The sequence below is a fragment of the Aquabacterium sp. genome (assembly GCF_050725395.1).
GTDB lineage: Bacteria > Pseudomonadota > Gammaproteobacteria > Burkholderiales > Burkholderiaceae_C > Aquabacterium.
In genome coordinates this window covers 1-22,456 of record NZ_JBOHHL010000031.1, presented here as the reverse complement: position 1 = coordinate 22,456, position 22,456 = coordinate 1, and the positions used below count along the sequence as shown (strand labels likewise).

The window sequence follows — 22,456 nt, the reverse complement described above, 5'->3', positions numbered from 1 at the left end:
ATATTCGTTTTGGCCCAAGCTGCCTCTTGCAGGTGGCTTGGGCCATTCGCGCGTTCACCCCATGTGTTTGGCCGCCAAAGAGGCACTTCTCGATTGCAAAACGACGGGATAGTCGTCTTTTGTTCCTGTTTGAGTGGCCGAAAGCTTGTGACGGCCCTGGAATTTAAATAGATTGGATTCATCAATTCATACGAACGTTCGATATTCAATGAATTGAGGCGCTTGTTAGAAAACAAATGTATTCAAATATTCAAGTCAAGCCCTCCGTGAACCAGGCCTGGAGCCCGGAGGTTTCGAGTTTGTCGGCCCCCATCCCCATGTTCGGCGTGCCCAGCTGGGTTCGTGCCGCCGCGCGTTGTGGCTTCTCGGTCGAAGCCGCCTTCCAGGAGGCGGGGGTCGAGCTGGACATGAACCAGGCCCCTGGCGGCTTGGTGACCGCCGACGCCTTGCTGCGGGCCGTGGACGTCTGCGTCAGGCGATCGACCGAACGCTACTTTCCCCTGGCGTTGGGCGAGGCCTACGTCTTCGACCGTTTCCCCCAGGTCGAGGCTTTCATGGCCACCAGCGCCACCCTGCGCGAGGCCATCGAGGCCTTGCCCTGGATTCGGGCCATGCAACTGCCCTGGCTGTGGCTCAACCTGGAAGAGACGGAGGATCTGGCGGCCTTGGTGGTCACTTTGGACCCTGAAATGGCACGCCGGCCAGAGGCGCCTTTCGTGATCGAAATCGTGCTGGCCGCCTGCCGCAAATTCGCCAAGGCCATGCTTGGTCGCTCGCTGGCCCAGTTTTCACCGCCGATCCACGCAGTGCAGTTTCAGAAGGCGCGCCCTGACAACGCCGCCATGTTCCAGGATTTTTTCCCCTGCCAAGTGCAGTTCGGGGCGCCGCGCAATGCCCTGGTCTTCCCGAAAGGCATGCTCGACATTCCCCTGGAAGGGGCCTTGGCGAGTGTGCACGGGCAGGCTCGCCGCGCCATCGAACTGGAGTTGGCCGCCAGCCAACCTCGCTTTGCGACGACCGAGTCGGTGCGCCAAGCCCTGGAAGCGCAGTCCGAGCTGCTCAAGGGCGGATTGGAAGAGGTGGCCGAGGCCATGGGGGTCCACGCGCGCACCTTGCAGCGTCGCCTGCAGTCCGAAGGTTTCAAGTTCGCCGATCTGCTGGCCCAGGCCAAATATGCGCGGGCACGGCAGATGTTGTCCCGCAAGGCCATCAGCATGGAAATCATCAGCGTCGAGCTGGGCTTTTCAGACCGGCGCGCGTTCACCTATGCCTTCAAACGCTGGTCTGGCATTTCGCCCAGCACTTACCGGGGCCAGGTTCTCCAGACCGCGGTGGCGGCTTTCCGGTCAACTTGAACGGGCAGGCCGGGCAAGCCTGCTAGAGTCCGGCCCATGTCAGAACGTTCAGATCTCCAGGGCAAGCACATCGTGCTGGGCCTGACAGGCGGCATCGCCTGCTACAAATCGGCCGAACTGGTGCGCCTCCTGGTCAAGGCGGGCGCCACCGTTCAAGTGGTCATGACCGAGGCGGCGCAGGCCTTCATCACCCCAGTGACGATGCAGGCCTTGTCCGGCCGGGCCGTGGCCACCAGCCAATGGGACGCGCGCGAGCCCAACAACATGGCCCACATCAACCTCAGCCGCGAAGCCGATGCCATCCTGGTCGCGCCTGCCAGCGCCGATTTCATGGCCAAGCTGGTGTTGGGCCGTGCCGACGAACTGCTCAGCCTGATGTGCCTGGCCCGCCCGCGCGATCGCTGTCCCTTGTTGCTCGCGCCGGCCATGAACCGCGAGATGTGGTCCCATCCCGCCACCCAGCGCAACGCCCGGACCTTGCGCGACGACGGCACCATCCTGCTGGGCCCCGACAGTGGCGACCAGGCCTGTGGCGAAGTCGGCGATGGCCGCATGAACGAGCCCGCCGACCTGCTGGCCGACCTGATCGCTTTTTTCCAGCCCAAGATCCTGCAAGGCCAGCGTTTGTTGATCACCGCGGGCCCCACCTTCGAGTCCATCGACCCGGTGCGGGGCATCACCAACCATTCCAGCGGCAAAATGGGTTTTGCCCTGGCCCGTGCGGCCGCTGAGGCCGGTGCGCAAGTGACCTTGATCGCTGGGCCGGTGCACTTGCCCACGCCGCGCGGCGTGCGCCGCATCGACGTGATGTCGGCGCTGCAAATGCAGGATGCCGTGCTGCCCAGGGCCGCCGAGCACGATGTGTTCATCGCCACGGCGGCGGTGGCCGATTGGCGCCCGGCCTCGCTGAGCCAGCACAAGATCAAGAAGGAAGGCAAGAAAGTGGCGCCCACCTTCGAGCTGACCGAGAACCCCGACATCCTGGCCGCCGTGGCCGCCTTGCCCCAGGCGCCTTATTGTGTGGGCTTCGCCGCCGAGAGCGAGAACCTGCTGGAGCATGCCCGCGCCAAGCTATTGCGCAAGCGCATCCCACTGATCATTGGCAACTTGGGGCCGGCCACCTTCGGCCACGACGACAATGCCCTGCTGGTGGTGGACGCGACCGGCCACCGGCAGTTGCCCGAAGATGGCGGCAAGGCCGACAAGCTGGTGCTGGCTCGTGCGCTCGTGGCCGAGCTGGCCCGCCGCCTGAACCTTCTTCCATGAACCGAAGCTTTACTTCATGACCACCGTCGACATCAAAGTGCTGGATGCACGCATGGCCGAACATTTGCCCGCCTACGCCACGCCTGGTAGCGCCGGCCTGGACTTGCGGGCTTGCCTCGATCACCCTGTGCTGCTGGAACCTGGGCAGGCCCACCTGATCCCGACGGGCCTGTCCGTGCACCTGGCCGATCCCCGCCTGGCCGCCATGATCCTGCCGCGGTCCGGTCTGGGCCACAAACACGGCATCGTGCTGGGCAACCTGGTCGGCCTCATCGATTCCGACTACCAGGGCCCCTTGATGGTCAGCTGCTGGAACCGGGGCACCGAGCCCTTCATCGTCCAGCCGATGGAGCGCATCGCGCAGATGGTGATCGTGCCCATCGTGCAGGCGCATTTCCGCCAGGTCGAGTCGTTCGACGCCTCGTCGCGGGGCGAGGGCGGGTTCGGCTCAACCGGTCGCGGCTGAGCCTCCTGCCAAGGTTCAGTGCAGCACTGAACCTGGTGGTGCCACATTCGGCGCCAGGGTGAACACCGACTCGGCCACGGAGCCTTGCTCGATTTCTTCCGGCGTGGCTTGGCGCACGCCTTCCACCTTCATGGACAGGCGCAAGGCGATGCCCGCCAGCGGGTGGTTGCCATCCAGCACCACGTGGGTTTCATACACCTCGGTCACGGTGTAGAGCGCATCCAGCGGCAAATCTGGCGTGGTCGAGCCTTCGGGTGGGCCTTCGAACTGCATGCCCACGTCCACTTCGGCCGGGAAAATATCCCGTGTTTCGAAGAACACCAGCTCGGGCTTGTAGTCGCCAAAAGCCTCGTCGGGCTCCAGGTTCAGCTCGGCCGTGAAACCGGTGGTCTGTCCGATCAGGGCTTCTTCGACCTTGGCCAGCAGGTCATCGCCACCGACGAAAAACTCCATCGGTTCGGGCAGTTCGTCGATCAGTTGGCCTTGCGCATCTTCGAGTCGCCAGACCAGGCTGACGACGCAGGGAGAGGAAATCATCATCCCTCGATCATCTCATGGCCGCTCCACCAGCATGCGCCAGTGGTCGCACAATGTCGGGATGACATCGACCACCCAGAACAACCTGAACCACGCGCCCCTGGACGCGCCTTTGACCCTGCTCGGCGGCCTGTCGCCCCAGCAATTCATGCGCCGCCATTGGCAGAAGAAGCCCTTGCTGATCCGCCAGGCGATGCCTGGCGTCAAGTCGCCCATCGACCGTGCCGCCTTGTTCGCCCTGGCGGGCCAGGACGACGTGGAATCCCGCCTCATCGTGCAGGACCGGGCGAGCGACGACTGGCGTTTGCGCCAAGGCCCCATCGCCCGGCGCGCGCTGCCCAAGCTGGACCAGGCCGGCTGGACGCTGCTGGTGCAAGGCCTCGACCTGCACGTGCCTGCCGCCCATGCGTTGCTGCGCCAGTTCGGTTTCGTGCCCCAGGCCCGCGTGGACGACCTGATGATTTCCTACGCCAGCGATGGCGGAGGCGTCGGCCCGCACTACGACTCCTACGACGTGTTCCTGCTGCAGGTGCAAGGCCGAAGGCGTTGGCGCGTGGGTCCGCTCAAGGACGCGAGCCTGCGCACCGACGTGCCCTTGAAAGTGCTGTCCAACTTCGAGCCGCAAGAAGAGTGGTTGCTGGAGCCTGGCGACATGCTCTACCTGCCGCCCATGTGGGGCCACGATGGTGTGGCCGAAGGCGAGTGCATGACCTGCTCGATCGGGTTCCGGGCGCCCGAAGCCATTGAAATCACCCGTGAGGTGCTGGGTCGCTGTGCCGAGGCCCTGGAGCCCGCCCTCAAGCCCAAGCTCTACAAGGACCCTCAGCAGCCCGCCACCGACCAGCCTGGACGCATCCCGGCCGATTTGCAGCAGTTCGCCGTGGACGCGGTGCAGCGTTTCCTGAGCGATCCGCAGCAGATCCAGGCGGCCTTGGGCGAATCTTTGACCGAACTCAAGCCCCGCGTCTGGTTCAACATTGGCGATCCTTTGCCGGATGGCGTGGGCGTGGTGCTCGACGCCCGCACGCGCATGGCCTACGACGACAAACGCATCTTTGCCAATGGCGAATCCTGGTTGGCCGCCGGCGCCGACGCGCGGCTGATGCGCGCGCTTGCCGATCGCCGGCAGCTGGACGCGTCGCTCGTGGCCAAGGCCAGCGCCGAGGCCCGCGAGTTGCTGGACCAGTGGGCCGAAGACGGCTGGTTGCATCCCCGCGTGTAAAGATCCTTGACTGTTGATGGAGGCTTTGCCATGGATCCGATTGAGATGATGCCCGCGGCGATTGATCCGAGCGAGCCCGCGCTCGGCCGCATCGACGGCTGGCCAGATTTCATCGACCGCGTGCGTGCCGCCATGGCGGTGGCCGCCGCGCAGCCCGTGTCCTTGTACTTGTGCGATGGCGATTTCAGCCGGTGGCCATTGGGTGAACGCAGTGTGATGGAGGCTTTTCAGCAGTGGGGCTTGAACAGCCGCGTGCCCCATTGCGTGCTGGTGGCCGCCACGCTGGATGAAATCCCCCGGCGGCATCCCCGCTGGGTGGCCTGGCGCGGCACCTGGGCGCACCGCGTGAAGTGCTACCTCGCGGATCCTGATCAAGCGGCTTCGTTGATGCCGACCTTGCTGTTGGAAAAGCAACTGGGCTTGCGCCTGCTGGACCCCATCTCTGGTCGGGGGATTTGGTCGCGCCGCCCCTCCGATTTGAGCGAGTGGCGCCAGGAAGCTGATGTTATTTTGCAACGTTGTAGTGAGGCGTTGCCACCCACCACTTTGGGCCTATAGGGAATTGCCCGAAGCATCGTATAATTGCAGTCTGAATGAGTGGCAATTTAACGATTGCGACGCATCCAAAGTCACTGTCTCACTTTTCATGGGGCTGTGAGCTTTGCACATGGTTCCATAGAATCCCCGTTTTTTGACTATTCCTTTTGAGGACACAAGCATGAAAAAGTCGCTCCTGCTGGCTTCGCTGATCGCTGCCATGGCCCTGGCCGCTTGCGGTAAGAAAACTGAAGAACCCGTTGCTGAAGCCGCTTCGGCCGCTTCGGAAGCCGCTTCTGCTGCTTCGGCTGTTGCTGAAGTTGCTTCGGACGCTGCTGCCGCTGCTTCCACTTCCGCTTCGGAAGCCGCTTCGTCTGCTGTTGACGCTGCTTCGGCCGCCGTTGACGCTGCCTCGAAGTAATCTGTCCTCACAGATTGAAAAAGCCGCTCTTCGGAGCGGCTTTTTTGCGTCTGTGCATGCCTGAAGAATGAAAAAGCCCTGGCCGATGGTCTACATCAGTGCAGGGCTTTTTGGCAGGCCACATCTTCTGGCCCACGTTCTGTCGATCAGCTGAGTTCGTCCAGCAACTGCTTGGTGATGCGGCGGCCTGTGTCCGAGGCCTCGGCTTCGCCTTTGGTGTTGAGCACCTTGACCGTGCTGTTGCTGCCTTTCGCCGACACCTGCACGCGGTAGCGCTTCAGGCCATCGGTGTTCTCGGCCGAGCCGAACCAGCGCGCGAACAAGCCTGGCTTGCTGGCATTCGGATCGGCTGGCGCCAGGCGGATTTCATAGGTGCCCTGGCTGCGGTCGCGGTCTTCGATGGTGAAGCCGCCGCGGTCCAGGGCCAGGCCCACACGGCGCCACACGGTGTCGAAATCGTCGTCGGCTGCCAGCGAGACGCCATCGGCTTCCAGGCGCACGCGAGCCGGCGGCAAGGCGGCGGTGCTGGGATTGGCCGCATCGGTCTTGACGGCGGTGGCGGCGTCTTTGGGTGCTCCCAGTTTCAGCATCAGGCGCGACAGCATTTCTGCTTCCAGGCCGGTGTCGGAAGGGCGCGCCACCCACTTGGTCTGGTCCTTGCGCGCGTCTTCGTAGATTTCTTGCGTGCCGCGGTGCGTGATGTAGATCTCGCTGCCTTGCGCCGTGCGTTCGATGCGGGTGCGGAATTGATCGCGTTCGCCGGTGTCGTACAGGCTGTCGATGATGCCGCCCAGCAGCTTGCGCACGCCGGTTTGAGGCAACTTGGCGCGGTTCTCGGACCAGTTGGTTTCCATGACGCCTGCTGCGGCTTGGTCCACCGGTAGCTCAAAACCCATCTCGAGCCAGAAGGCCTTGACTTGTTCCCAGACTTTTTCCGGGGGCAGGGCCACGCTCAGCCAGCGGTTCTGGCCGCTGCGTTCCAGCTTGACCACGCCGACTTGCGGGGCGGCCACGGTGCTGGTGTCCAGCGCAGAGGGCGCGCGGTCAGGCACAGCCAGGCTGCTGGCCGACACGGTGGACGGCTGGTTCTGGCCATAACGCGATTGACCGGACAACTGGCTCAGGTCTGGCGGCACGTCCAGGTTGACGGTCTTGACGCCGCTGGTGCGGTAGTCGACCTTGTCGCCCGCCAGCACGTTGTTGACGGAAGAGCACCCGGTGGTGCTCAGCGCACCGACCAGCGCCAGGCTGAGAGCGGTCAGACGAAAAGGGCTTGAAGTCTTCAACATGGGCAAGGGCATCCGGGGTCGATTCAATTGGCGCATGGCATGCGCACAGGAGGGTGATCCTACAGGGATCAGAGCAGGCCGCATTCGCGGAGCGCGGATTCGACGATGGCTTGTCCTGATTCGGACAGCGGCGTCAACGGCAGGCGCAGCGCGCCACCGGCCTTGCCCATGCGGGCCAGGGCCCACTTGACGGGGATGGGATTGGGTTCGACGAAGAGATGCTTGTGCAGGGGCAGCAGGCCCATGTGGATCTCGACGGCGCGCTTGGTGTCGCCGGCCATGGCAGCCTTGCACAGCTCGGCCATGCCGCGCGGGGCCACGTTGGCCGTCACGCTGATGTTGCCGTGTCCGCCCAGCAGCATCAAAGCCACGGCGGTGGGATCATCGCCCGAGTAGATGCCGAAGCCCTTGGGCGCCTGCTTGATCAGCCAGGCGGCGCGTTCGATGTTGCCGGTGGCTTCCTTGAGGCCGATCACGCCGGGCAGCTTGGCCAGGCGCAGGGCGGTCTCGGGCAGCATGTCGGCCACGGTGCGGCCGGGCACGTTGTACAGCACCACGGGGATGTCCACCGCTTCAGTGATGGCCTTGAAGTGCTGGTAGATGCCTTCTTGCGTGGGCTTGTTGTAGTAAGGCACGACCTGCAGGGTGCAGTCGGCGCCGACCTTCTTGGCGTACTCGCTCAGCTCGATGGCTTCGCGGGTGGAGTTGGCGCCGCAACCGGCCATGATGGGCACGCGGCCAGCAGCCTGCTCGACGGCCACGCGGATGATCTCGCGGTGCTCTTCGACCGACACGGTGGGTGATTCGCCCGTGGTGCCGACCACGCCGATGCAGTTGGTGCCCTCGGCGATGTGCCAATCGATCAGCTTGCGCAGACTGTCGTAGTCAACGCTGCCGTCGTCGTGCAGTGGGGTGATGAGGGCGACGATACTGCCAAAAATGGATTTCATGCTGATTCCTTCAATCGCGGGATTTTACCCAGCGCGAGGGGTGTCCTGTGTAAAGGGGAATGCGGGGTATGCCCGGGGCCTGTGTCGCAGCCGATGGCCCCCGAGTTCAATGCGGGTGGACGTCCTGGTTGAGCGCGGCCAGGGCCAGCTTGTCGACCAGACCCGGCGCCACCAGCTTCATCCAACGCGCCAGCTTGCCTTTGGCCGACATGACCACCTCGCGGTGGCGTTTTTCAGCGCCCACGCGGATCAGGCGGGCACATTCCTCGATGGACATGGCGCCGCGCTCGTCCAGGCCGCTTTGGCCAGCGGCCTGCCCCTGGGCGTTGAAGCCTCGGTAGCGGATCTCGGTGGCGACCACGCCGGGGTAGGTGAGGGTGACCGACACGCCGTGCGGCAGCAGTTCCACGCGCAGGGCTTCGAAAAAGCCGGTCATCGCGAACTTGGTGGCGCTGTAGGCGGTGCGGCCCGGCACGCCGACCAATCCGGCCAGGCTGGACACGACCACGATGCGACCTCGGGCGGCCTTGAGGTGGGGCAGGGCGGCGTGCGTGCACCAGGCGCTTCCCCACAGGTTGATGCGCATCAGTTGCTCGTACCAGGCCATGTCTTTCACATCCTCCAGCAGGGCGTGCGCCGACATGCCAGCGTTGTTGACCAGGGTGTCGATGCGGCCGAACCGGCCCACGGTGTCGGCGATCAGGCCCCGGCAGGCGTCTTCCTGGCCGACATCGGTGGGGCGCACCAGCACTTCGGCGCCGGACTCGCGGCATTGCTTGGCAACCTGCTCGAGTTTGTCGGCGCCGCGGGCGGCCAGCACCAGGGCCAGCTTGGCGCCTTCCACCTGGGCCATTTGCCGGGCCAGTTCTGCCCCGATGCCATCAGAGGCGCCGGTGATGATCACGACTTGTCTCAAAAGCAACTCCAGATGCGCGTGGCCAGGTCAAAGACCAGTTGGCTGCGGAAATACATGAGGAACACCAGCGCGAGGACGGCGCCCGCGGCCAGGTAGGCCAGCCAGCGGCGCGGCGATCGGCGCGGTGCCTGGTGGTGGTTCATGGACCGCGGCTCAGGCCCGGGCCAGCGCGCGACCGGCGGGCGCCCGATTTTCCTGGACGGGCAAGTTCAGCGCGGCAGCCATCAGCCCCAGGCCGACCGCGATCCACCAGACCACATCGTAGCTGCCCGTGGCATCGTACAGGCGCCCACCCAGCCACACGCCGACGAAGGAGCCGATCTGGTGCGAGAAGAACACCAGCGCGCCCAGCATCGACAAGTGCTGCACACCCAGCATCTGAGCGACCACCGCATTGGTGGGCGGCACGGTCGACAGCCACAGCGTGCCCATGGAGGCGGCGAACAGGCCCACGCTGAGGGGCGTGAGCGGCGTCAGGATGAAGGCGACCATGACCGCCGACCGCAGGGTGTAGATGGCCGACAGGATCCAGGTCTTGCGCCATTTCTGCCCCAGCGCCCCGGCCACGTAGGTGCCGACCACGTTGAACAGGCCGATCAGCGCCAGGGCGGTGGTGGCCACGGTCGGGTCGAGCTGGTGGTCCTTGAGGTAACTGGGCAGGTGAACGCCGATGAAGGCCAACTGGAAGCCGCACACGAAATAACCGCCCGTCAGCAGCAGGTAGCTGGGGTGGGTGATGGCTTCACGCAGGGCTTGCCCGGCGGTCTGCTTCAGTTCGGGTTTGGCTTGGCCGGCGTTGCGGGCACTGGCTTCGTCGCGCAAGGCTTGCGGATCGTCGCGCAACCCCCATGCCAGCGGGATCAGCAGGAGCGCCAGGCTGGCCAGCGTCCACAGCGCGTGTTGCCAGCCAATGTGGCTGATCAGCAGGCTGGACACCGGCACCATCAGGAATTGTCCGAAAGAGCCAGCCGCCGCCGTGATGCCCATGGCCCAAGAGCGCTTGGCCGGATCGACGTGCCGGCCCAGCACGCCATACACCACCGCGTAAGTGGAGCACGCCTGGCCCAGGCCGACCAAAACGCCGGTGCTGAGCATGAACAGGGTGGGCGTGGCGGCCAGCGACATGCCGAGCAGGCCGGCGCCGTAGAGCAGTGCGCCCGCCCACAGCACGCCGAAGGCGCCGCGGCGGTCCGCCCACAGGCCGACCAAAGGCCCGGCCGCGCCCCAAACCAAATTTTGAACGGCCATGGCCAAAGAGAACGATTCGCGGCTCCAGCCCCGTTCCATGATGATGGGTTGCAGCCACAGGCCGAAACCGTGGCGGATGCCCATGGACAGGGTGACGACCAGGGCGCCGCAAAGCAGCAATTGCCGCAAGGGCAGGCGGGAATCTTGGCGCATGGGCAAAACGCCCGGGCGGCGGGCGCGGTGGATTGAACGGGGACAGGTCGCTCAGACCTGCATGTTCATGATATCCGTGTACGCCTGAACGAGCTTGTTGCGAACCTGGACGGCCGACTGGAAACCCAGCTGCGCCTTCTGCATGGCGACCATGGTCTGTTCCAGGCTGACGGTGGGGTTGTCGAATTGAACTTCGCGCTGCATCGCGGTAGCCTGATTCTGGGATTGGCTGACCGATCCCAGGGCACTTGAGAAAGCGGCCTGGAAACTGGATTTTTCAACGTTTCCCGAGCCGCCCAGGGCGTCCAGCCGGGTCTTGGCCTGAACGCGCGCGGCGACGTCGGACATGCCGGCCTTGGCGGCGGCTTGCGCGAAATCAAAAGGCTTCAGTTTCAGGTCCATGTGTCGTTAACCCAGACAAGGCGTGATGCAGTTCACCACGATGCCAATACTAGGCAGTCCGGCCTGATCCGAAGTCGGGAAGTGCTTGGTAAATCTGCGGCTGTTCCCGGCACTTTTGCCCGGTCTTCCCTCGAATAATGAACGTGTTCCAGCGGGTTTGCGGCATCGTATTGTTTCGATGCGCGACCCAACGCTTCGACCACACATGGAAGTCACAGTCGCACAACCTCAAGCTGTCATCGCATCGCCCAACCAGGCGGTCGAGCCCCCCGCGCCGCTCAATTTCGTGCAGCGGGTGAACGCTTTGCCCATGCAACGCAAGTTGATGCTGGGCGGCGGCCTGGCGGCCATCATCGCCATTTTCGTGGCCATGGTGATGTGGGGGCAGCAGGGCGATTTCCGCGTGCTGTACGCCAATTTGTCCGACAAGGATGGCGGCGCGATCGTGGCCTCGCTGCAGCAGATGAACGTGCCTTACAAGTACGCCGACGGCGGCGGTGCCATCCTGGTGCCGGCCGACAAGGTGCACGATGTGCGCCTGAAGTTGGCCTCGGCCGGCCTGCCCAAGGGTTCGGTGGTGGGTTTCGAGCTGATGGAAACCCAGAAATTCGGCGTGACCCAGTTCCAAGAGCGCCTGAACTTCCAGCGTGGCCTGGAAGGCGAGCTGACCCGCTCCATCCAGACCCTGAACGGCGTGCAGAGCGCCCGCGTGCATTTGGCCCTGCCCAACCAGAACGGTTTCTTCCGAGAACAGCAAAAGCCTTCGGCTTCTGTCGTGCTGACTTTGTACCCCGGCCGCACGCTCGACCGCGGCCAGGTCGCCGGCATCGTCCACCTGGTGTCGTCCAGCGTGCCTGAAATGCCCACCAAGGCCGTGAGCGTGCTGGACCAGTCCGGCGGTTTGCTGTCCGGCCCCAGTGAAGGCGTGGACCAGGCGGGCCTGGACGCCCAGCAACTGCAGTACGTCCACCAGATCGAAGCCAATTACACCCAGCGCATCAAGGACATCCTGGAGCCGGTGCTGGGCCAGAACAACCTGCGCGCCCAGGTCACGGCCGACGTCGATTTCTCGCAGGTCGAATCGACGGCCGAAGAGTACAAGCCCAACCAGGGCCAGGCCCCGGCCTCGGTGCGCAGCCAGCAAAGCACCGAACAGTCGGGTGGTGGTAGCGCCACGCCTTCGGGGGTGCCCGGCGCCGCCAGCAACCAGCCGCCCGTGCCTGCCACGGCCCCGGTGAATGGTTCGGCGCAAGCCCTGCAAGCCGGTCAAGGCGCAGGCGGCACCAACGGCACCAGCCGCCGCGAAGCCGTCACCAACTACGAAGTCGACAAGACGGTGCGCGTGACCCGCAATGCCACGGGCTCGATCAAGCGCCTGAACGCCGCCGTTGTCTTGAACAGCCGCTCGGTGACCGACGCCAAGGGCAAGACCACGGTCCAGCCGATCAGCCAGGAAGAACTGGACAAGCTGACGTCCCTGGTGCGCGAAACCATTGGCTTCAACGAACAACGCGGTGACTCGGTCAAGCTGATCAACACGCCGTTCCAGATCACCAAGGAAGAGCCGGACAACACGCCGTTCTGGAAGAAGCCTGAGACGGTGGACCTGTTGCGCACCCTGGCCGTGCCGGGCGCCCTGACGCTGGCCGCGCTGATCGTGGTGTTCGGTGCGATCCGCCCGGCCATCAAGGCGGCGCAGCCCCTGCCAGCCGAAGAAGACAAGCAGCCCAAGTTGAGCGCCGTGGTCGATGACGTGCAGGAACTGCCCGACCTGCAGACGGTTCCTCCCGGCATGGTGATGGGCCCGAACGGCCAAATGTTGCCCGCCCTGGGCGCACCCACGGGCGATGCCCGCCTGGAAGCCGCGCGCCAGCTGGCACGAGAGAACCCGGGCGCCATGGCTGGCGTGATGCGCGAATGGATGATGGGCTGATCAAGGACGAATGAACATGGACGAAAAAGGACTCGAAGACGCCGCGATCTTGCTCATGTCACTGGGCGAGGAAGAGGCTGCCGAGGTCTTTAAACACCTGGAGCCCAAGGAAGTGCAGGGCCTGGGTGAAACGATCGCCAAACTCAAGACGGTGCCGCGCGAGCGTGTCGACAAGGTGTTGACGCGTTTCGCGGATGATTCCACCGACCTGGGCGTGCTGGTGCCCGACACCGACGAGTACATCAAGGCCGTGCTGCGCAAAGCCTTGGGCGACGAAAAAGCCAATCTGCTGATCGACCGGATCATCCAGGGCAGCGACGTCACGGGCATCGAAAGCCTGAAGTGGATGGACGCCCAGTCGGTGGCAGAACTGCTGCGCAACGAGCACCCGCAGATCGTGGCCGCCATCCTGGTTCACCTGGACCCGGACCAGTGTTCGATGGTGTTGAAGTCGTTCTCGGACCGCCACCGCAATGAAGTGATGGTGCGCATCGCCACGCTGGACGGCATCCAGCCTCAGGCCCTGAAGGACTTGAACGAAGTGCTGTCGCGCGTGCTGGCCGGTGGCACGCAGGTGCGCAAGTCCTCGCTGGGTGGTGTGAAGCCCGCGGCCGAAATCATCAACCTGATGGGCTCCAGCCTGGAGACCTCGGTGCTGGACTACATCCGCGAAAGCGATGCCGACCTGGCGCAGAAGATCATGGACAACATGTTCGTGTTCGACGACCTGGAGAAGCTGGACGACAAGGGCTTCCAGTCCCTGCTCAAGGAAGTGCAGACCGAGTCGCTCATCATCGCGCTCAAGGGTGCGTCGCCTGAGATCCGCGACAAGGTCTTCAAGAACATGTCCAGCCGCGCCGCGGAGACGCTCAAGGAAGACCTGGAGTCGCGTGGCCCGGTCAAGCTGTCCGAGGTCGAGGCCGAGCAGAAGGAAATGCTGAAGATCGTGCGCCGCCTGGCCGATGAAGGCCAGATCGTCCTGGCCAGCGGAGGCGACGATGAGTACGTCTAAGCCCGTGCCGCCCGGTGGTGGCAATGGCAACAACAACGGCAACGGGAATGGCGGCAACGGCCATGTGCCGAACTCGTACACGCGCTTCATCCCGCGTGAAGAGCTGGGCTCGTTCGCGGCCTGGAATCCGCAAGCTTTTGAGAAGCCCGTCCCACAGGCCGACGCGGCGGGCGATTCCGGCGTGCGCAAGCCTTCCTTCGCCGAGCGTGCCGCCGCCAGCGTGCCGCTGACCGTCAAGCCGACGGCCGCGACCCCCACGAAAGCCGCCCCTGCCAGCAAGCCTGCCGCGGCACCTGCGCGCCCGGCGGCAGCGGCGCCCAAGCCCGCGCCCAAGGCCAATGTCACCAGCATCAAGCGCCAGCCGCTGGTCGGTGGCATGCCCGGCGAAGAGGCCCCTTTGCCGCCCGAGCCGCCCGCACCGCCCGAGCCTTTGCCCAATGTGGAAGAGCTGATCGACCAGGCCCACAAATCGGGTTACCAGGATGGCTACCGCAATGGCCTGATCGCCCTGGAAAGCTACAAGCAAACGCAAGCTGCTCAACTGGCGGCCTACATGAACGACCAGATCGGCGCCTTGTCGTCCGACTTCCACCACCGCCTGGAATCGCTGGAGCAGCAACTGGCTGGCCGCATCGCCGGCGTGGCGCTGGAACTGGCCCGGCAGGTGGTCCGCAGCGAACTCGACCAACGCCCCGAGGCCGTGCTCACCGTGGCCGAAGAAGCCCTGGGCGTGTTGCTGTCGACCGCCCGCCAGATCACCGTGCGCCTGAACCCCGAGGACAACGCCTTGGCCCAGGGCTCGCTGACCGAAGTGCTGGCAGCCCGTGGCGCCCGTTTGATGCCCGATGCCTCGGTGACCCGTGGTGGCTGCGTGGTCGAGTCCGACATCGCCGTGGTGGATGCCAGCGTGGAAGCGCGCTGGTTCCGCGCCGCTGCTGCGATGGGCAGCCAGACCGAATGGCACGGCGGCCACGAAATGCCCTACACCCCGGTCAACACCGGCGATGACCCCGACATGAACGACGAACTGCCTTCCACCGGAGCTGCCGAATGAACATGCCTGTCCGAGCCGCTGGCCAAGGTGTGGCCATGGACCGCTGGAACCGTTTCCTGGGCGATCTGGACGATTGCGCGGGCACGGTGATTCCCTTGGAGAACCAGGGCAAGCTGGTCCGCGTGGCCGGCCTGGTGCTGGAAGCCGCCGGCCTGCGCCTGCCCGTCGGTGCCGTCTGCGAGATCCATTCCGAAACCCGCCTGGAAACCACGCCCGTTCTGGCCGAAGTGGTCGGCTTTGCCGGCGACCGTGCCTACCTGATGCCCACCGCCGAAGTGCACGGCCTGTCGAGCGGCGCCCGCGTGGTGCCCCGCGCCATCCCCATCAACCCGCCTTTGCTGGGCCGCCCGAACCACCCCTGGCGCCGCAGCGAAGACCGCACCCGCCACCTGCCCATCGGCGCCGGCCTGCTGGGCCGCGTGGTCAATGCCCAGGGCGAACCCCTGGACCGCCACGGCCCGCTGAACCACGTGCGCAGCGAACCCCTGGTGCGCCGCCCCATGAACGCCATGGAACGCGACCCCGTGCGCCTGCCCCTGGACACCGGCGTGCGCGCCATCAACACCATGCTGACCGTGGGCCGTGGCCAGCGGATCGGCCTGTTCGCCGGCTCCGGCGTCGGTAAATCCGTGCTGCTGGGCATGATGGCCCGCTACACCCAGGCCGACGTCATCGTCGTGGGCCTGATCGGTGAACGGGGCCGCGAAGTCAAGGAATTCATCGAGGACATCCTGGGCGAAGAGGGCCTGGCCCGCTCGGTGGTGGTGGCCGCGCCTGCGGATGCACCCCCATTGACGCGCATGCAAGGCGCGAACTACGCTACCGCCGTGGCTGAACACTTCCGCGACCAGGGCCTGCACGTGCTGTTGTTGATGGACTCGCTCACCCGTTACGCCATGGCCCAGCGCGAAATCGCCCTGGCCATCGGCGAGCCGCCTGCCACGAAGGGCTACCCGCCTTCGTGCTTCGCCAAGCTGCCCCAACTGGTGGAGCGCAGCGGCAATGGCCTGAACGGCCATGGCTCGATCACCGCTTTCTACACCGTGCTGTCCGAGGGCGACGACCAGCAGGACCCCATCGCCGACGCGGCCCGCGCCATCCTGGACGGCCACATCGTGCTGTCGCGCGACCTGGCCGAATCGGGCCACTTTCCGGCCATCGACATTGAAAAGTCGGCATCGCGCGTCATGAACAACGTGGCCAGCAGCGAGCACATCGATTCCTCGCGGCGCTTTCGCCAACTGTGGTCGAAGTACAGCAAGGCCAAAGATTTGATCCAGTTGGGCGCTTACGTGCCCGGCCACGACCGCGACCTGGACCAGGCCGTGAAACTGCATCCGGCGATGGTCGCCATGCTCCAGCAAGACATGCACCTGCCCGCGCGCCTGGATGAAAGCGTCGATCAGTTGCGTCAAATCGTGGGCGATTGAATCACATGAGCAGCATCCAGCCTTTGTTGATCCTGATCGAGTCGGCCGAAAAGGCCCGGGACGATGCCGTCTCGCAACTCGAAGGCGCCCGCCGTGCCCACGAGGCCGCGCGCCAGCAGGCCCAGTCCCTGGCGGACTGGCGCAAGGAATACCAGCAGCGTTGGAGCAGCCAGTTCGCCAAATCGGGCGGCATGGAAATCATGCGCTGCTACCAGGATTTCACCGCACGCCTGGGCGATGCGGTGGCCGAGCAGGACAAGCGGGTCGCCCAGGCCGCGCAGGTCATGGAGCAATGCCGGCTGCAACTGATCGAGCGCGAACGCAAGGTGGCCGCCGTCGGCCAACTGATCGATCGCCGCGTGCTGGAAGCCGCGCAACGCGAACAACGCCGTGACCAGAAGGCCACCGACGAGCAGGCGGCCCGCGCGGGCCGGGGCTCGCCCCTGTCGTCTTCGTTTGGCGGCGGCAACAAGTTCGCGCCCACGTCCTACTGAATTGAATGATCTTGAAAGGTTGTTGACATGAACGGTCCTCTCAACGCCCTGCCCAATGCAGGCAAGTCCAACGCCTCCAATACCGCGGCCACCGATTGGGCCGCCAAACTGTCGTCGTCCAACCAGGCGGGCAAGTCGGATTCGGCCACCATGCAGTCGGACTTTTCGCGCTGGATGGCGCAAGCCGCGGCCACCAACACGCAGGCTTCGGCCGCGGCCACCTCCTTGTCGGCCAATGCCACCACGCCGGCCAAGGCCAATGCGGGGCAGGGCACTTCGTCGTCCACCTCGGTGGAAGCGCGCAATGCCCTGGCACGTGCCCAGGCCAATGCGGCGCAGGCCAAGCGCCAGGTTCCCATGACCAAGGCCGAAACGCCGCACGCCCCCAAGGCTGAAAAGCCCAAGGCCCCGTCGGCCGAAGCCCACAAGTCCGCCAAGACCGACGCCGCCAAGGGCCACCAACCCAAGGAAAATGCCGACAAGGTCGACCGCCAGGACGCCGCTGCGTCTGAAGAGGTGTCTGCCGATGCTGGCAAGGTCGATGCCCGGCAGGGCGAAGCCGCGGTCAAGGACGCGCAAGCCACGGAAGGTGCCCATGCCACCGACCCATCGTCGATGCTGGCCTGGCTGGCCAACTTGACGCAGGGCGGGGCGGCGGCCCAAAACACGCTGGGTGGCGACGCCCAGCAGGCTGGCGGTGACGCACAGGCCCAGCTTCAAGCCAAGGATGCCGCCGTGCCTGGCGCTGCCAGTGGCCACGACGCCCTGGCCGCCATCGCCTCATCGGGCGACAAGGGCGCCGTCGATGTCTCGACCTTGCAGGCCACCGAGGGCCGCCTGGCCGTGCTGGAAGGCTCGGCCGACGCGTCGGCGAAAGGCGCCGACTTCGCCAGCACCTTGTCGACCGAAATGATGCGTGGCCTGGCCGCCAAGACGGCCGAGGCGAGTGCCACGGCCCAGACCAGCGCCACCCTGGCCCCGTCGGTGCACAGCCCGGAGTTCCCCCAAGCCCTGGCCGACCGCGTGGGCATGTGGGTCAACGCGGCGGGCGAAGATGGCACGATGTCCGCGGAGTTGCACCTCAATCCGGCCGAAATGGGCCCCATCAGCGTGAAGATTTCACTGGATGGCCAATCCGCGCAGGTTGATTTCGCGGCGGCCAACCTCGAAACTAGGCGTGCCATCGAGGCCAGCCTGCCGATGTTGTCCGCCTCCCTGGACGATGCCGGTTTCAGCCTGGGTGGCTCGGGCGTGTCGGATCAGACGCCCCAACAACAGTTCAACCAACAGGCCTCGGGCCAGCCTGGGGGTGCCCCGGCCTGGGGTGGTGGGTCTTCGGGTCAGGCGTCGTCGGGTGGGGAAGCCGTTGAAGGCCGAGCCGCCGCGGCCGTCCAGGCAGGGCGGCGTGGTGGTCTTGACCTGTATGCATAGGACTTGAGCGGTCCCGGCCAGAATCGCGCGGATTTCACATCGCTTATCGGTTCTTCAGTTTTTGCCCTGACTTCCAATAATCCCATCATGCCTCCTTCGACTTTTCCCGGGTCGAAGGGCTTGAATTTCAGGAGATTTGCGAATGTCAGCTGCTACCGCTGCGGCGCCTGCCGAAGGCGACGCTCCCAAGAAGGGGCCCAAGAAGCTCGTCATCATCATCGCGGCCGTCGTGCTGCTGGTGCTGGTGGGCGGTGGTGCCGCGGTCTTCCTCATGAAGAAGAATGCCGCCGCGGCAGCAGCCGCCGAGGGCGAGGACGGCGAGGTCGAAACCTCGCACGCCGCCAAAGAGGCGCCCAAGCCCAAACATGACGAGCACGGCAAGCCGCCGGCCTTCGTTCCACTGGATCCCTTCATCGTCAATCTGGCCGACCGGGAAACCGAGCGCTTCGCCCAGATCGGTCTGACTTTGCAAGTCGATGACCCCAAGATGGCCGAGGAGATCAAGACTTACATGCCCGCCATCCGCAATTCGGTGCTCATGATCCTGTCTCACAAGACATCGGATCAACTGTTGAGCCAGGAGGGCAAGGAAAAGCTGGCCGAAGAGATCCGCCGTGACGCCGCGCGCGCCATGGGCTATGAGATCGACGATCCTGAAGAGGAAGATGCTCCCAAGGCGGCCGAAGAAGAGGCGCCCAAGAAGAAAAAGAAGAAGAAAAAGAAGGTCGAGCAGTACAACCCGATCGTGAAGGTCAACTACGCCAACTTCATCGTTCAGTGAGCCAACCGCGATAGCCAGGCCATGAATCAGCAAATCCTCTCGCAAGACGAAGTCGACGCCCTCCTGCAAGGCATCACTGGCGAAAGCCAGAAGCTTGAGCAGGAAGACGTGCCCAAGGAGGGCATCCGCGACTACAACCTCGCGAACCAGGAACGCATCGTCCGCGGGCGCATGCCCACGATGGAGATCGTCAACGAGCGCTTTGCCCGCAACATCCGCGTTGGCCTGTTCAACCTGATCCGCAAGTCGCCCGAAGTGTCCGTGGGCGGCATCAAGGTTCAGAAGTACAGCGCCTTCCTGCGCGAGATCGTGGTGCCCACCAACTTCAACATCATGGCGATCCGCCCCCTGCGCGGTTCGGGCCTGGTGGTGTGCGATCCGACCCTGGTGTTCGCGGTGATCGACTCGCTGTTCGGCGGTGCCGGCAAGTACCACACGCGCATCGAAGGCCGTGATTTCTCGCCCACCGAACAGCGCATCATCACGCGCCTGATCGAGGTGATCAGCGAAGAGTACAAGAAGGCCTGGCGCGGCATCTACCCCTTGGAGCTGGACTACCAGCGCTCGGAGATGCAGCCCCAGTTCGCGACCATCGCCACGCCGGCCGAAATCGTCGTGTGCTGCTCGTTCACGCTGGAAATCGGCGATGCCAGCGGCACCATCCACATCTGCATTCCCTATTCCACACTGGAGCCGATCCGGGACATCCTGTTCTCGTCGATCCAGGGTGATTCGGCCGAACCCGACCGCCGCTGGGTGAAGCTGCTGACGCAGCAAATCCAGTCGGCCGAGGTGGAGCTGGTGGCCGAGATGGCCCACGCGCCCGCCACGGTGGAGCAACTGCTGGCCCTCAAGCCCGGTGACTTCATCGAGCTGGACCTCGAAAAACTCATTGAAGCCAAGGTGGACGGTGTGCCCATCCTGGAGTGCTATTACGGCACCTCGAACGGCAAATACGCCTTGCGCATTGACAAGCTACTGACCTCGACCGGCCCTGGCTGGCTTGGAGACCAACATGTCTGACGAAAACGAATCCACTTCCGCCGAAGCCCCTCCGAGCGAAGAACAGGACGCGATGGCCGCGGAATGGGAAGCAGCGCTCGCGCAGCAAAGCTCATCGCCTGCGGCGTCCACCGACGACATCTTCGGATCGGCCAGCGAGGTGACCAACCCGGCGGCCCAGGGCACGCCCGCGGCTTTCGCCAATTTCGCGTCGGCGTCCTCGGGCAACCCGGCGGGCAACGACATCAACATGATCCTGGACATCCCCGTGCAGCTCACGGTGGAACTGGGCCGCACGCGCATCCCCATCAAGAACATCCTGCAACTGGCGCAGGGTTCGGTGGTGGAGCTGGACGCGCTGGCCGGCGAACCCATGGACGTGCTGGTCAACGGCTTCCTGATCGCCCAGGGCGAAGTGGTGGTCGTCAATGACAAGTTCGGCATCCGCCTGACCGACATCGTGACGCCATCCGAACGCATGCGCCGCCTCAGCCGCGGCGGCTGATCGACCCCACAACAATAGGAGACGCGATGCAATCCACCGGCATGCTGATTTTCTGGTTCGTGTTCATCGTGGCCATGATTCCGCTGAGCCTGTACCTGTTGAAGAAATCAGGGCTGGCCAAGGGGCGCATCGGCTCGGGCGACGCGGTGCTCAAGACCGTGAGCCAACTGTCATTGGGCCCCGGGCAACGCATCGTCACCGTCGAGCTGGGCGCGGGCGACCAGAAGACCTGGCTGGTGTTGGGCGTCACGGCCCAAAGCATCACGGCCTTGCACAGCCTGCAGCCCACGCAAGACAGCCAGGACCAGGCGGAGCGCGAGGGAACCGCCTCGACCTTCCCCATCCTGCTGCGGCGCGCCTCCGACGTGGTCGAGACGCCCAAAGTCTGAAGTTCGAACGAACAGGACACCCTCATGCACCGTGCAAAACGTTTGAAAGCAGGCGCCGTGGCCTTGGGCCTGGCGGCATGCTCCATGGCCGTGATGGCCCAGACCGCCCCCACGTCCAGCGGCTTGCCCTTGCTGATCGGGCAGGGCGCGGGTGGCACCAACTACTCGGTGCCCATCCAGACCTTGCTGTTCTTCACCGCCTTGAGCTTCCTGCCGGCGCTGCTGTTGATGATGACGGGCTTCACCCGCATCGTCATCGTGCTCAGCCTGATGCGCCAGGCCATCGGCGCGCAGGCCGCCCCGCCCAACCAGGTCATCGTCGGCCTCTCGCTGTTCCTGACCATGTTCGTGATGGGCCCGACCCTGGACAAGGTCTACAAGGACGCCTACGAACCCTTTGCCGCCAACCAGATCAGCTTCAGCGAAGCCCTGGACCGTGGCCAGGCCCCGATGCGCCAATTCATGCTCAAGCAGACGCGCCAATCCGACCTGGGCCTGTTCGTGCGCCTGGCCAAGATCGAAGGCGAAGTCAAACCCGAGACCGTGCCGCTGCGCGTGCTGGTGCCGGCCTTTGTCACCAGCGAGCTCAAGTCAGCCTTCCAGATCGGCTTCCTGATCTTCATCCCCTTCCTGGTCATCGACATGATCGTGGCGAGTGTGCTGATGAGCCTCGGGATGATGATGTTGTCGCCCGTGATGGTGGCCTTGCCTTTCAAGCTCATGCTTTTCGTCCTGGCCGATGGCTGGAACCTGCTGCTCGGCTCGCTGGCCGCCAGCTTCGCGCAATAGACACCACCCCATGGATCCACAACAAGTCCTGACCATCGGCCGCGATGGCCTGATGGTGCTGCTCACGGTCTGCGCGCCCATCCTGATGGTGGTGCTGGCGGTCGGCCTGATCGTCAGCGTGTTCCAGGCGGCCACGCAGATCCACGAGGCCACCTTGTCCTTCGTGCCCAAGCTGCTGGCGGCCTTCGCCACCCTGGCGGTTGCCGGGCCGTGGATGCTGAGCAGCCTGGTCGACTACATCCAGCAAGTCCTGCAGTCCATTCCCAGCGTGGTGGGCTGATCCAGCATGATCACCTTCAGCGAGGCCCAGGTCATGGCGTGGATCACGCCCTGGCTGTGGCCTTTCTTCCGCGTGATGGGTTTGTTCACGGCGGCACCGGTCTTGTCGATGCGCGCCATCCCACGGCGCGTGCGCATGGGCCTGGGCCTGTTGATCGTGGTGGCCGCCCAGCCTTCCCTGCCCGAGATGCCGGTGGTGGCCTTGAACTCGCCCGAAGCGTTGATGGTGCTGGCTCAGCAGGTGCTGATCGGCCTGACCATGGGCTTTGCCGCGCGCGTGGTGTTCGCCGCCATCGAGTTTGCCGGTGAAATCGTCGGCCTGCAAATGGGTTTGAACTTCGCGAGCTTTTTCGACCCCATGAGCGGTGGACAGGCCACGGCGGTGAGCCGCTTCTACGGCACCTGCGCGGCCTGGCTGTTCGTGGTCATGAATGGCCACCTGATGCTCACGGCGGCGGTGATCCACAGCTTCGACACCTTTCCGGTGTCGGCCCAGCCGCTGGCCTTCTTGAGCGTGGTCCAACCCCAGGTCTGGGGGGCCGAAATCTTCAAGCTGGGCCTGTGGGTGTCGCTGCCTGGCCGTCGACGCCAACGG

Annotated in this window: 26 protein-coding genes; 19 read left to right on the top strand and 7 right to left on the bottom strand. The window is 64.8% G+C overall.

Features of this window, described 5'->3' with window-relative positions; all coding sequences use genetic code 11:
* The first annotated feature begins 299 nt into the window (after positions 1-299).
* The 3 genes from ACREB4_RS16650 to dut are packed head-to-tail and all read left to right on the top strand — an operon-like array spanning position 300 to position 3,087.
* Positions 300-1,355 (top strand): AraC family transcriptional regulator ligand-binding domain-containing protein, encoded by a 1,056-nt coding sequence (locus ACREB4_RS16650; RefSeq protein ID WP_431589358.1) that lies wholly within the window; start codon positions 300-302, stop codon positions 1,353-1,355.
* 36 nt (positions 1,356-1,391) lie between these two features.
* The gene (gene coaBC / locus ACREB4_RS16645; RefSeq protein ID WP_431589357.1) at positions 1,392-2,621 is read left to right on the top strand and encodes a bifunctional phosphopantothenoylcysteine decarboxylase/phosphopantothenate--cysteine ligase CoaBC; all 1,230 of its coding nucleotides are present in this window, start codon (positions 1,392-1,394) and stop codon (positions 2,619-2,621) included.
* Between the two features lie 16 nt (positions 2,622-2,637).
* The gene (gene dut, locus ACREB4_RS16640) at positions 2,638-3,087 is read left to right on the top strand and encodes a dUTP diphosphatase (protein ID WP_431589356.1); all 450 of its coding nucleotides are present in this window, start codon (positions 2,638-2,640) and stop codon (positions 3,085-3,087) included.
* A gap of 15 nt (positions 3,088-3,102) precedes the next feature.
* Here dut and ACREB4_RS16635 read toward each other — a convergent pair whose 3' ends face one another.
* Positions 3,103-3,627, bottom strand: coding sequence for an FKBP-type peptidyl-prolyl cis-trans isomerase (locus ACREB4_RS16635; RefSeq protein WP_431589355.1), 525 nt, complete (start codon positions 3,625-3,627; stop codon positions 3,103-3,105).
* Between the two features lie 58 nt (positions 3,628-3,685).
* Here ACREB4_RS16635 and ACREB4_RS16630 point away from each other — a divergent pair, with 58 nt between their 5' ends.
* The 3 genes from ACREB4_RS16630 to ACREB4_RS16620 all read left to right on the top strand — a co-directional run bounded on the left by ACREB4_RS16630 (position 3,686) and on the right by ACREB4_RS16620 (position 5,804).
* Positions 3,686-4,846 carry a JmjC domain-containing protein gene (locus tag ACREB4_RS16630; RefSeq protein ID WP_431589354.1) on the top strand — a complete coding sequence of 387 codons (1,161 nt, stop codon included), beginning with the start codon at positions 3,686-3,688 and terminating at the stop codon, positions 4,844-4,846.
* A gap of 30 nt (positions 4,847-4,876) precedes the next feature.
* A complete protein-coding gene (locus ACREB4_RS16625; protein ID WP_431589353.1) occupies positions 4,877-5,404 on the top strand; it encodes a hypothetical protein in 528 nt (175 codons plus the stop codon).
* Positions 5,405-5,564: 160 nt separating this feature from the next.
* The gene (locus tag ACREB4_RS16620; RefSeq protein WP_431589352.1) at positions 5,565-5,804 is read left to right on the top strand and encodes a hypothetical protein; all 240 of its coding nucleotides are present in this window, start codon (positions 5,565-5,567) and stop codon (positions 5,802-5,804) included.
* 146 nt (positions 5,805-5,950) lie between these two features.
* On the opposite strand, the gene bamC is transcribed toward ACREB4_RS16620, so the two are convergent.
* The 6 genes from bamC to fliE form a co-directional block, all read right to left on the bottom strand.
* A complete protein-coding gene (gene bamC / locus ACREB4_RS16615) occupies positions 5,951-7,093 on the bottom strand; it encodes an outer membrane protein assembly factor BamC (protein ID WP_431589351.1) in 1,143 nt (380 codons plus the stop codon).
* Positions 7,094-7,161: 68 nt separating this feature from the next.
* Positions 7,162-8,043, bottom strand: a complete 882-nt coding sequence (gene dapA, locus ACREB4_RS16610) for a 4-hydroxy-tetrahydrodipicolinate synthase (protein ID WP_431589350.1) — start codon at positions 8,041-8,043, stop codon at positions 7,162-7,164.
* Between the two features lie 106 nt (positions 8,044-8,149).
* Positions 8,150-8,959: an SDR family oxidoreductase gene (locus ACREB4_RS16605; RefSeq protein WP_431589349.1), complete on the bottom strand. Its 810-nt coding sequence runs from the start codon at positions 8,957-8,959 to the stop codon at positions 8,150-8,152.
* Positions 8,956-9,102, bottom strand: coding sequence for a hypothetical protein (locus ACREB4_RS16600; protein WP_431589348.1), 147 nt, complete (start codon positions 9,100-9,102; stop codon positions 8,956-8,958). Before ACREB4_RS16600 ends, ACREB4_RS16605 begins: the two co-directional genes overlap by 4 nt.
* Before the next feature lie 10 nt (positions 9,103-9,112).
* Complete coding sequence (locus ACREB4_RS16595) at positions 9,113-10,360, bottom strand: MFS transporter (RefSeq protein ID WP_431589347.1); 1,248 nt, start codon at positions 10,358-10,360, stop codon at positions 9,113-9,115.
* Positions 10,361-10,411: 51 nt separating this feature from the next.
* Positions 10,412-10,762: a flagellar hook-basal body complex protein FliE gene (gene fliE / locus ACREB4_RS16590; RefSeq protein WP_431589346.1), complete on the bottom strand. Its 351-nt coding sequence runs from the start codon at positions 10,760-10,762 to the stop codon at positions 10,412-10,414.
* Between the two features lie 205 nt (positions 10,763-10,967).
* On the opposite strand from fliE, the gene fliF reads away from it, so the two are divergent.
* The 13 genes from fliF to ACREB4_RS16525 all read left to right on the top strand — a co-directional run.
* Complete coding sequence (gene fliF, locus ACREB4_RS16585; protein WP_431589345.1) at positions 10,968-12,695, top strand: flagellar basal-body MS-ring/collar protein FliF; 1,728 nt, start codon at positions 10,968-10,970, stop codon at positions 12,693-12,695.
* A gap of 16 nt (positions 12,696-12,711) precedes the next feature.
* A complete protein-coding gene (fliG, locus tag ACREB4_RS16580; RefSeq protein ID WP_431589344.1) occupies positions 12,712-13,707 on the top strand; it encodes a flagellar motor switch protein FliG in 996 nt (331 codons plus the stop codon).
* Entirely contained in the window at positions 13,694-14,761 is a 1,068-nt protein-coding gene (locus tag ACREB4_RS16575) for a FliH/SctL family protein (protein ID WP_431589343.1), read from the top strand. The genes fliG and ACREB4_RS16575 overlap by 14 nt, the downstream gene beginning before the upstream one ends.
* Complete coding sequence (gene fliI, locus ACREB4_RS16570; protein WP_431589342.1) at positions 14,758-16,191, top strand: flagellar protein export ATPase FliI; 1,434 nt, start codon at positions 14,758-14,760, stop codon at positions 16,189-16,191. Before ACREB4_RS16575 ends, fliI begins: the two co-directional genes overlap by 4 nt.
* A 5-nt stretch (positions 16,192-16,196) precedes the next feature.
* On the top strand, positions 16,197-16,685 hold the full coding sequence (gene fliJ / locus ACREB4_RS16565) for a flagellar export protein FliJ (protein WP_431589341.1): 489 nt from the start codon (positions 16,197-16,199) through the stop codon (positions 16,683-16,685).
* Between the two features lie 27 nt (positions 16,686-16,712).
* Positions 16,713-18,116: a flagellar hook-length control protein FliK gene (locus ACREB4_RS16560; RefSeq protein ID WP_431589340.1), complete on the top strand. Its 1,404-nt coding sequence runs from the start codon at positions 16,713-16,715 to the stop codon at positions 18,114-18,116.
* Between the two features lie 142 nt (positions 18,117-18,258).
* A complete protein-coding gene (locus ACREB4_RS16555; RefSeq protein WP_431589339.1) occupies positions 18,259-18,897 on the top strand; it encodes a flagellar basal body-associated FliL family protein in 639 nt (212 codons plus the stop codon).
* Between the two features lie 21 nt (positions 18,898-18,918).
* Positions 18,919-19,920 carry a flagellar motor switch protein FliM gene (gene fliM / locus ACREB4_RS16550; protein ID WP_431589338.1) on the top strand — a complete coding sequence of 334 codons (1,002 nt, stop codon included), beginning with the start codon at positions 18,919-18,921 and terminating at the stop codon, positions 19,918-19,920.
* Complete coding sequence (gene fliN / locus ACREB4_RS16545) at positions 19,913-20,404, top strand: flagellar motor switch protein FliN (RefSeq protein WP_431589337.1); 492 nt, start codon at positions 19,913-19,915, stop codon at positions 20,402-20,404. The genes fliM and fliN overlap by 8 nt, the downstream gene beginning before the upstream one ends.
* 26 nt (positions 20,405-20,430) lie before the next feature.
* Positions 20,431-20,793 carry a FliO/MopB family protein gene (locus ACREB4_RS16540; RefSeq protein ID WP_431589336.1) on the top strand — a complete coding sequence of 121 codons (363 nt, stop codon included), beginning with the start codon at positions 20,431-20,433 and terminating at the stop codon, positions 20,791-20,793.
* 24 nt (positions 20,794-20,817) lie between these two features.
* Positions 20,818-21,582: a flagellar type III secretion system pore protein FliP gene (gene fliP, locus ACREB4_RS16535; RefSeq protein ID WP_431589335.1), complete on the top strand. Its 765-nt coding sequence runs from the start codon at positions 20,818-20,820 to the stop codon at positions 21,580-21,582.
* Between the two features lie 10 nt (positions 21,583-21,592).
* A complete protein-coding gene (gene fliQ / locus ACREB4_RS16530) occupies positions 21,593-21,862 on the top strand; it encodes a flagellar biosynthetic protein FliQ (protein WP_431589334.1) in 270 nt (89 codons plus the stop codon).
* A 6-nt stretch (positions 21,863-21,868) separates the two neighbouring features.
* A partial coding sequence (locus ACREB4_RS16525; RefSeq protein ID WP_431589333.1) for a flagellar biosynthetic protein FliR occupies positions 21,869-22,456 on the top strand: 588 nt, incomplete at its 3' end.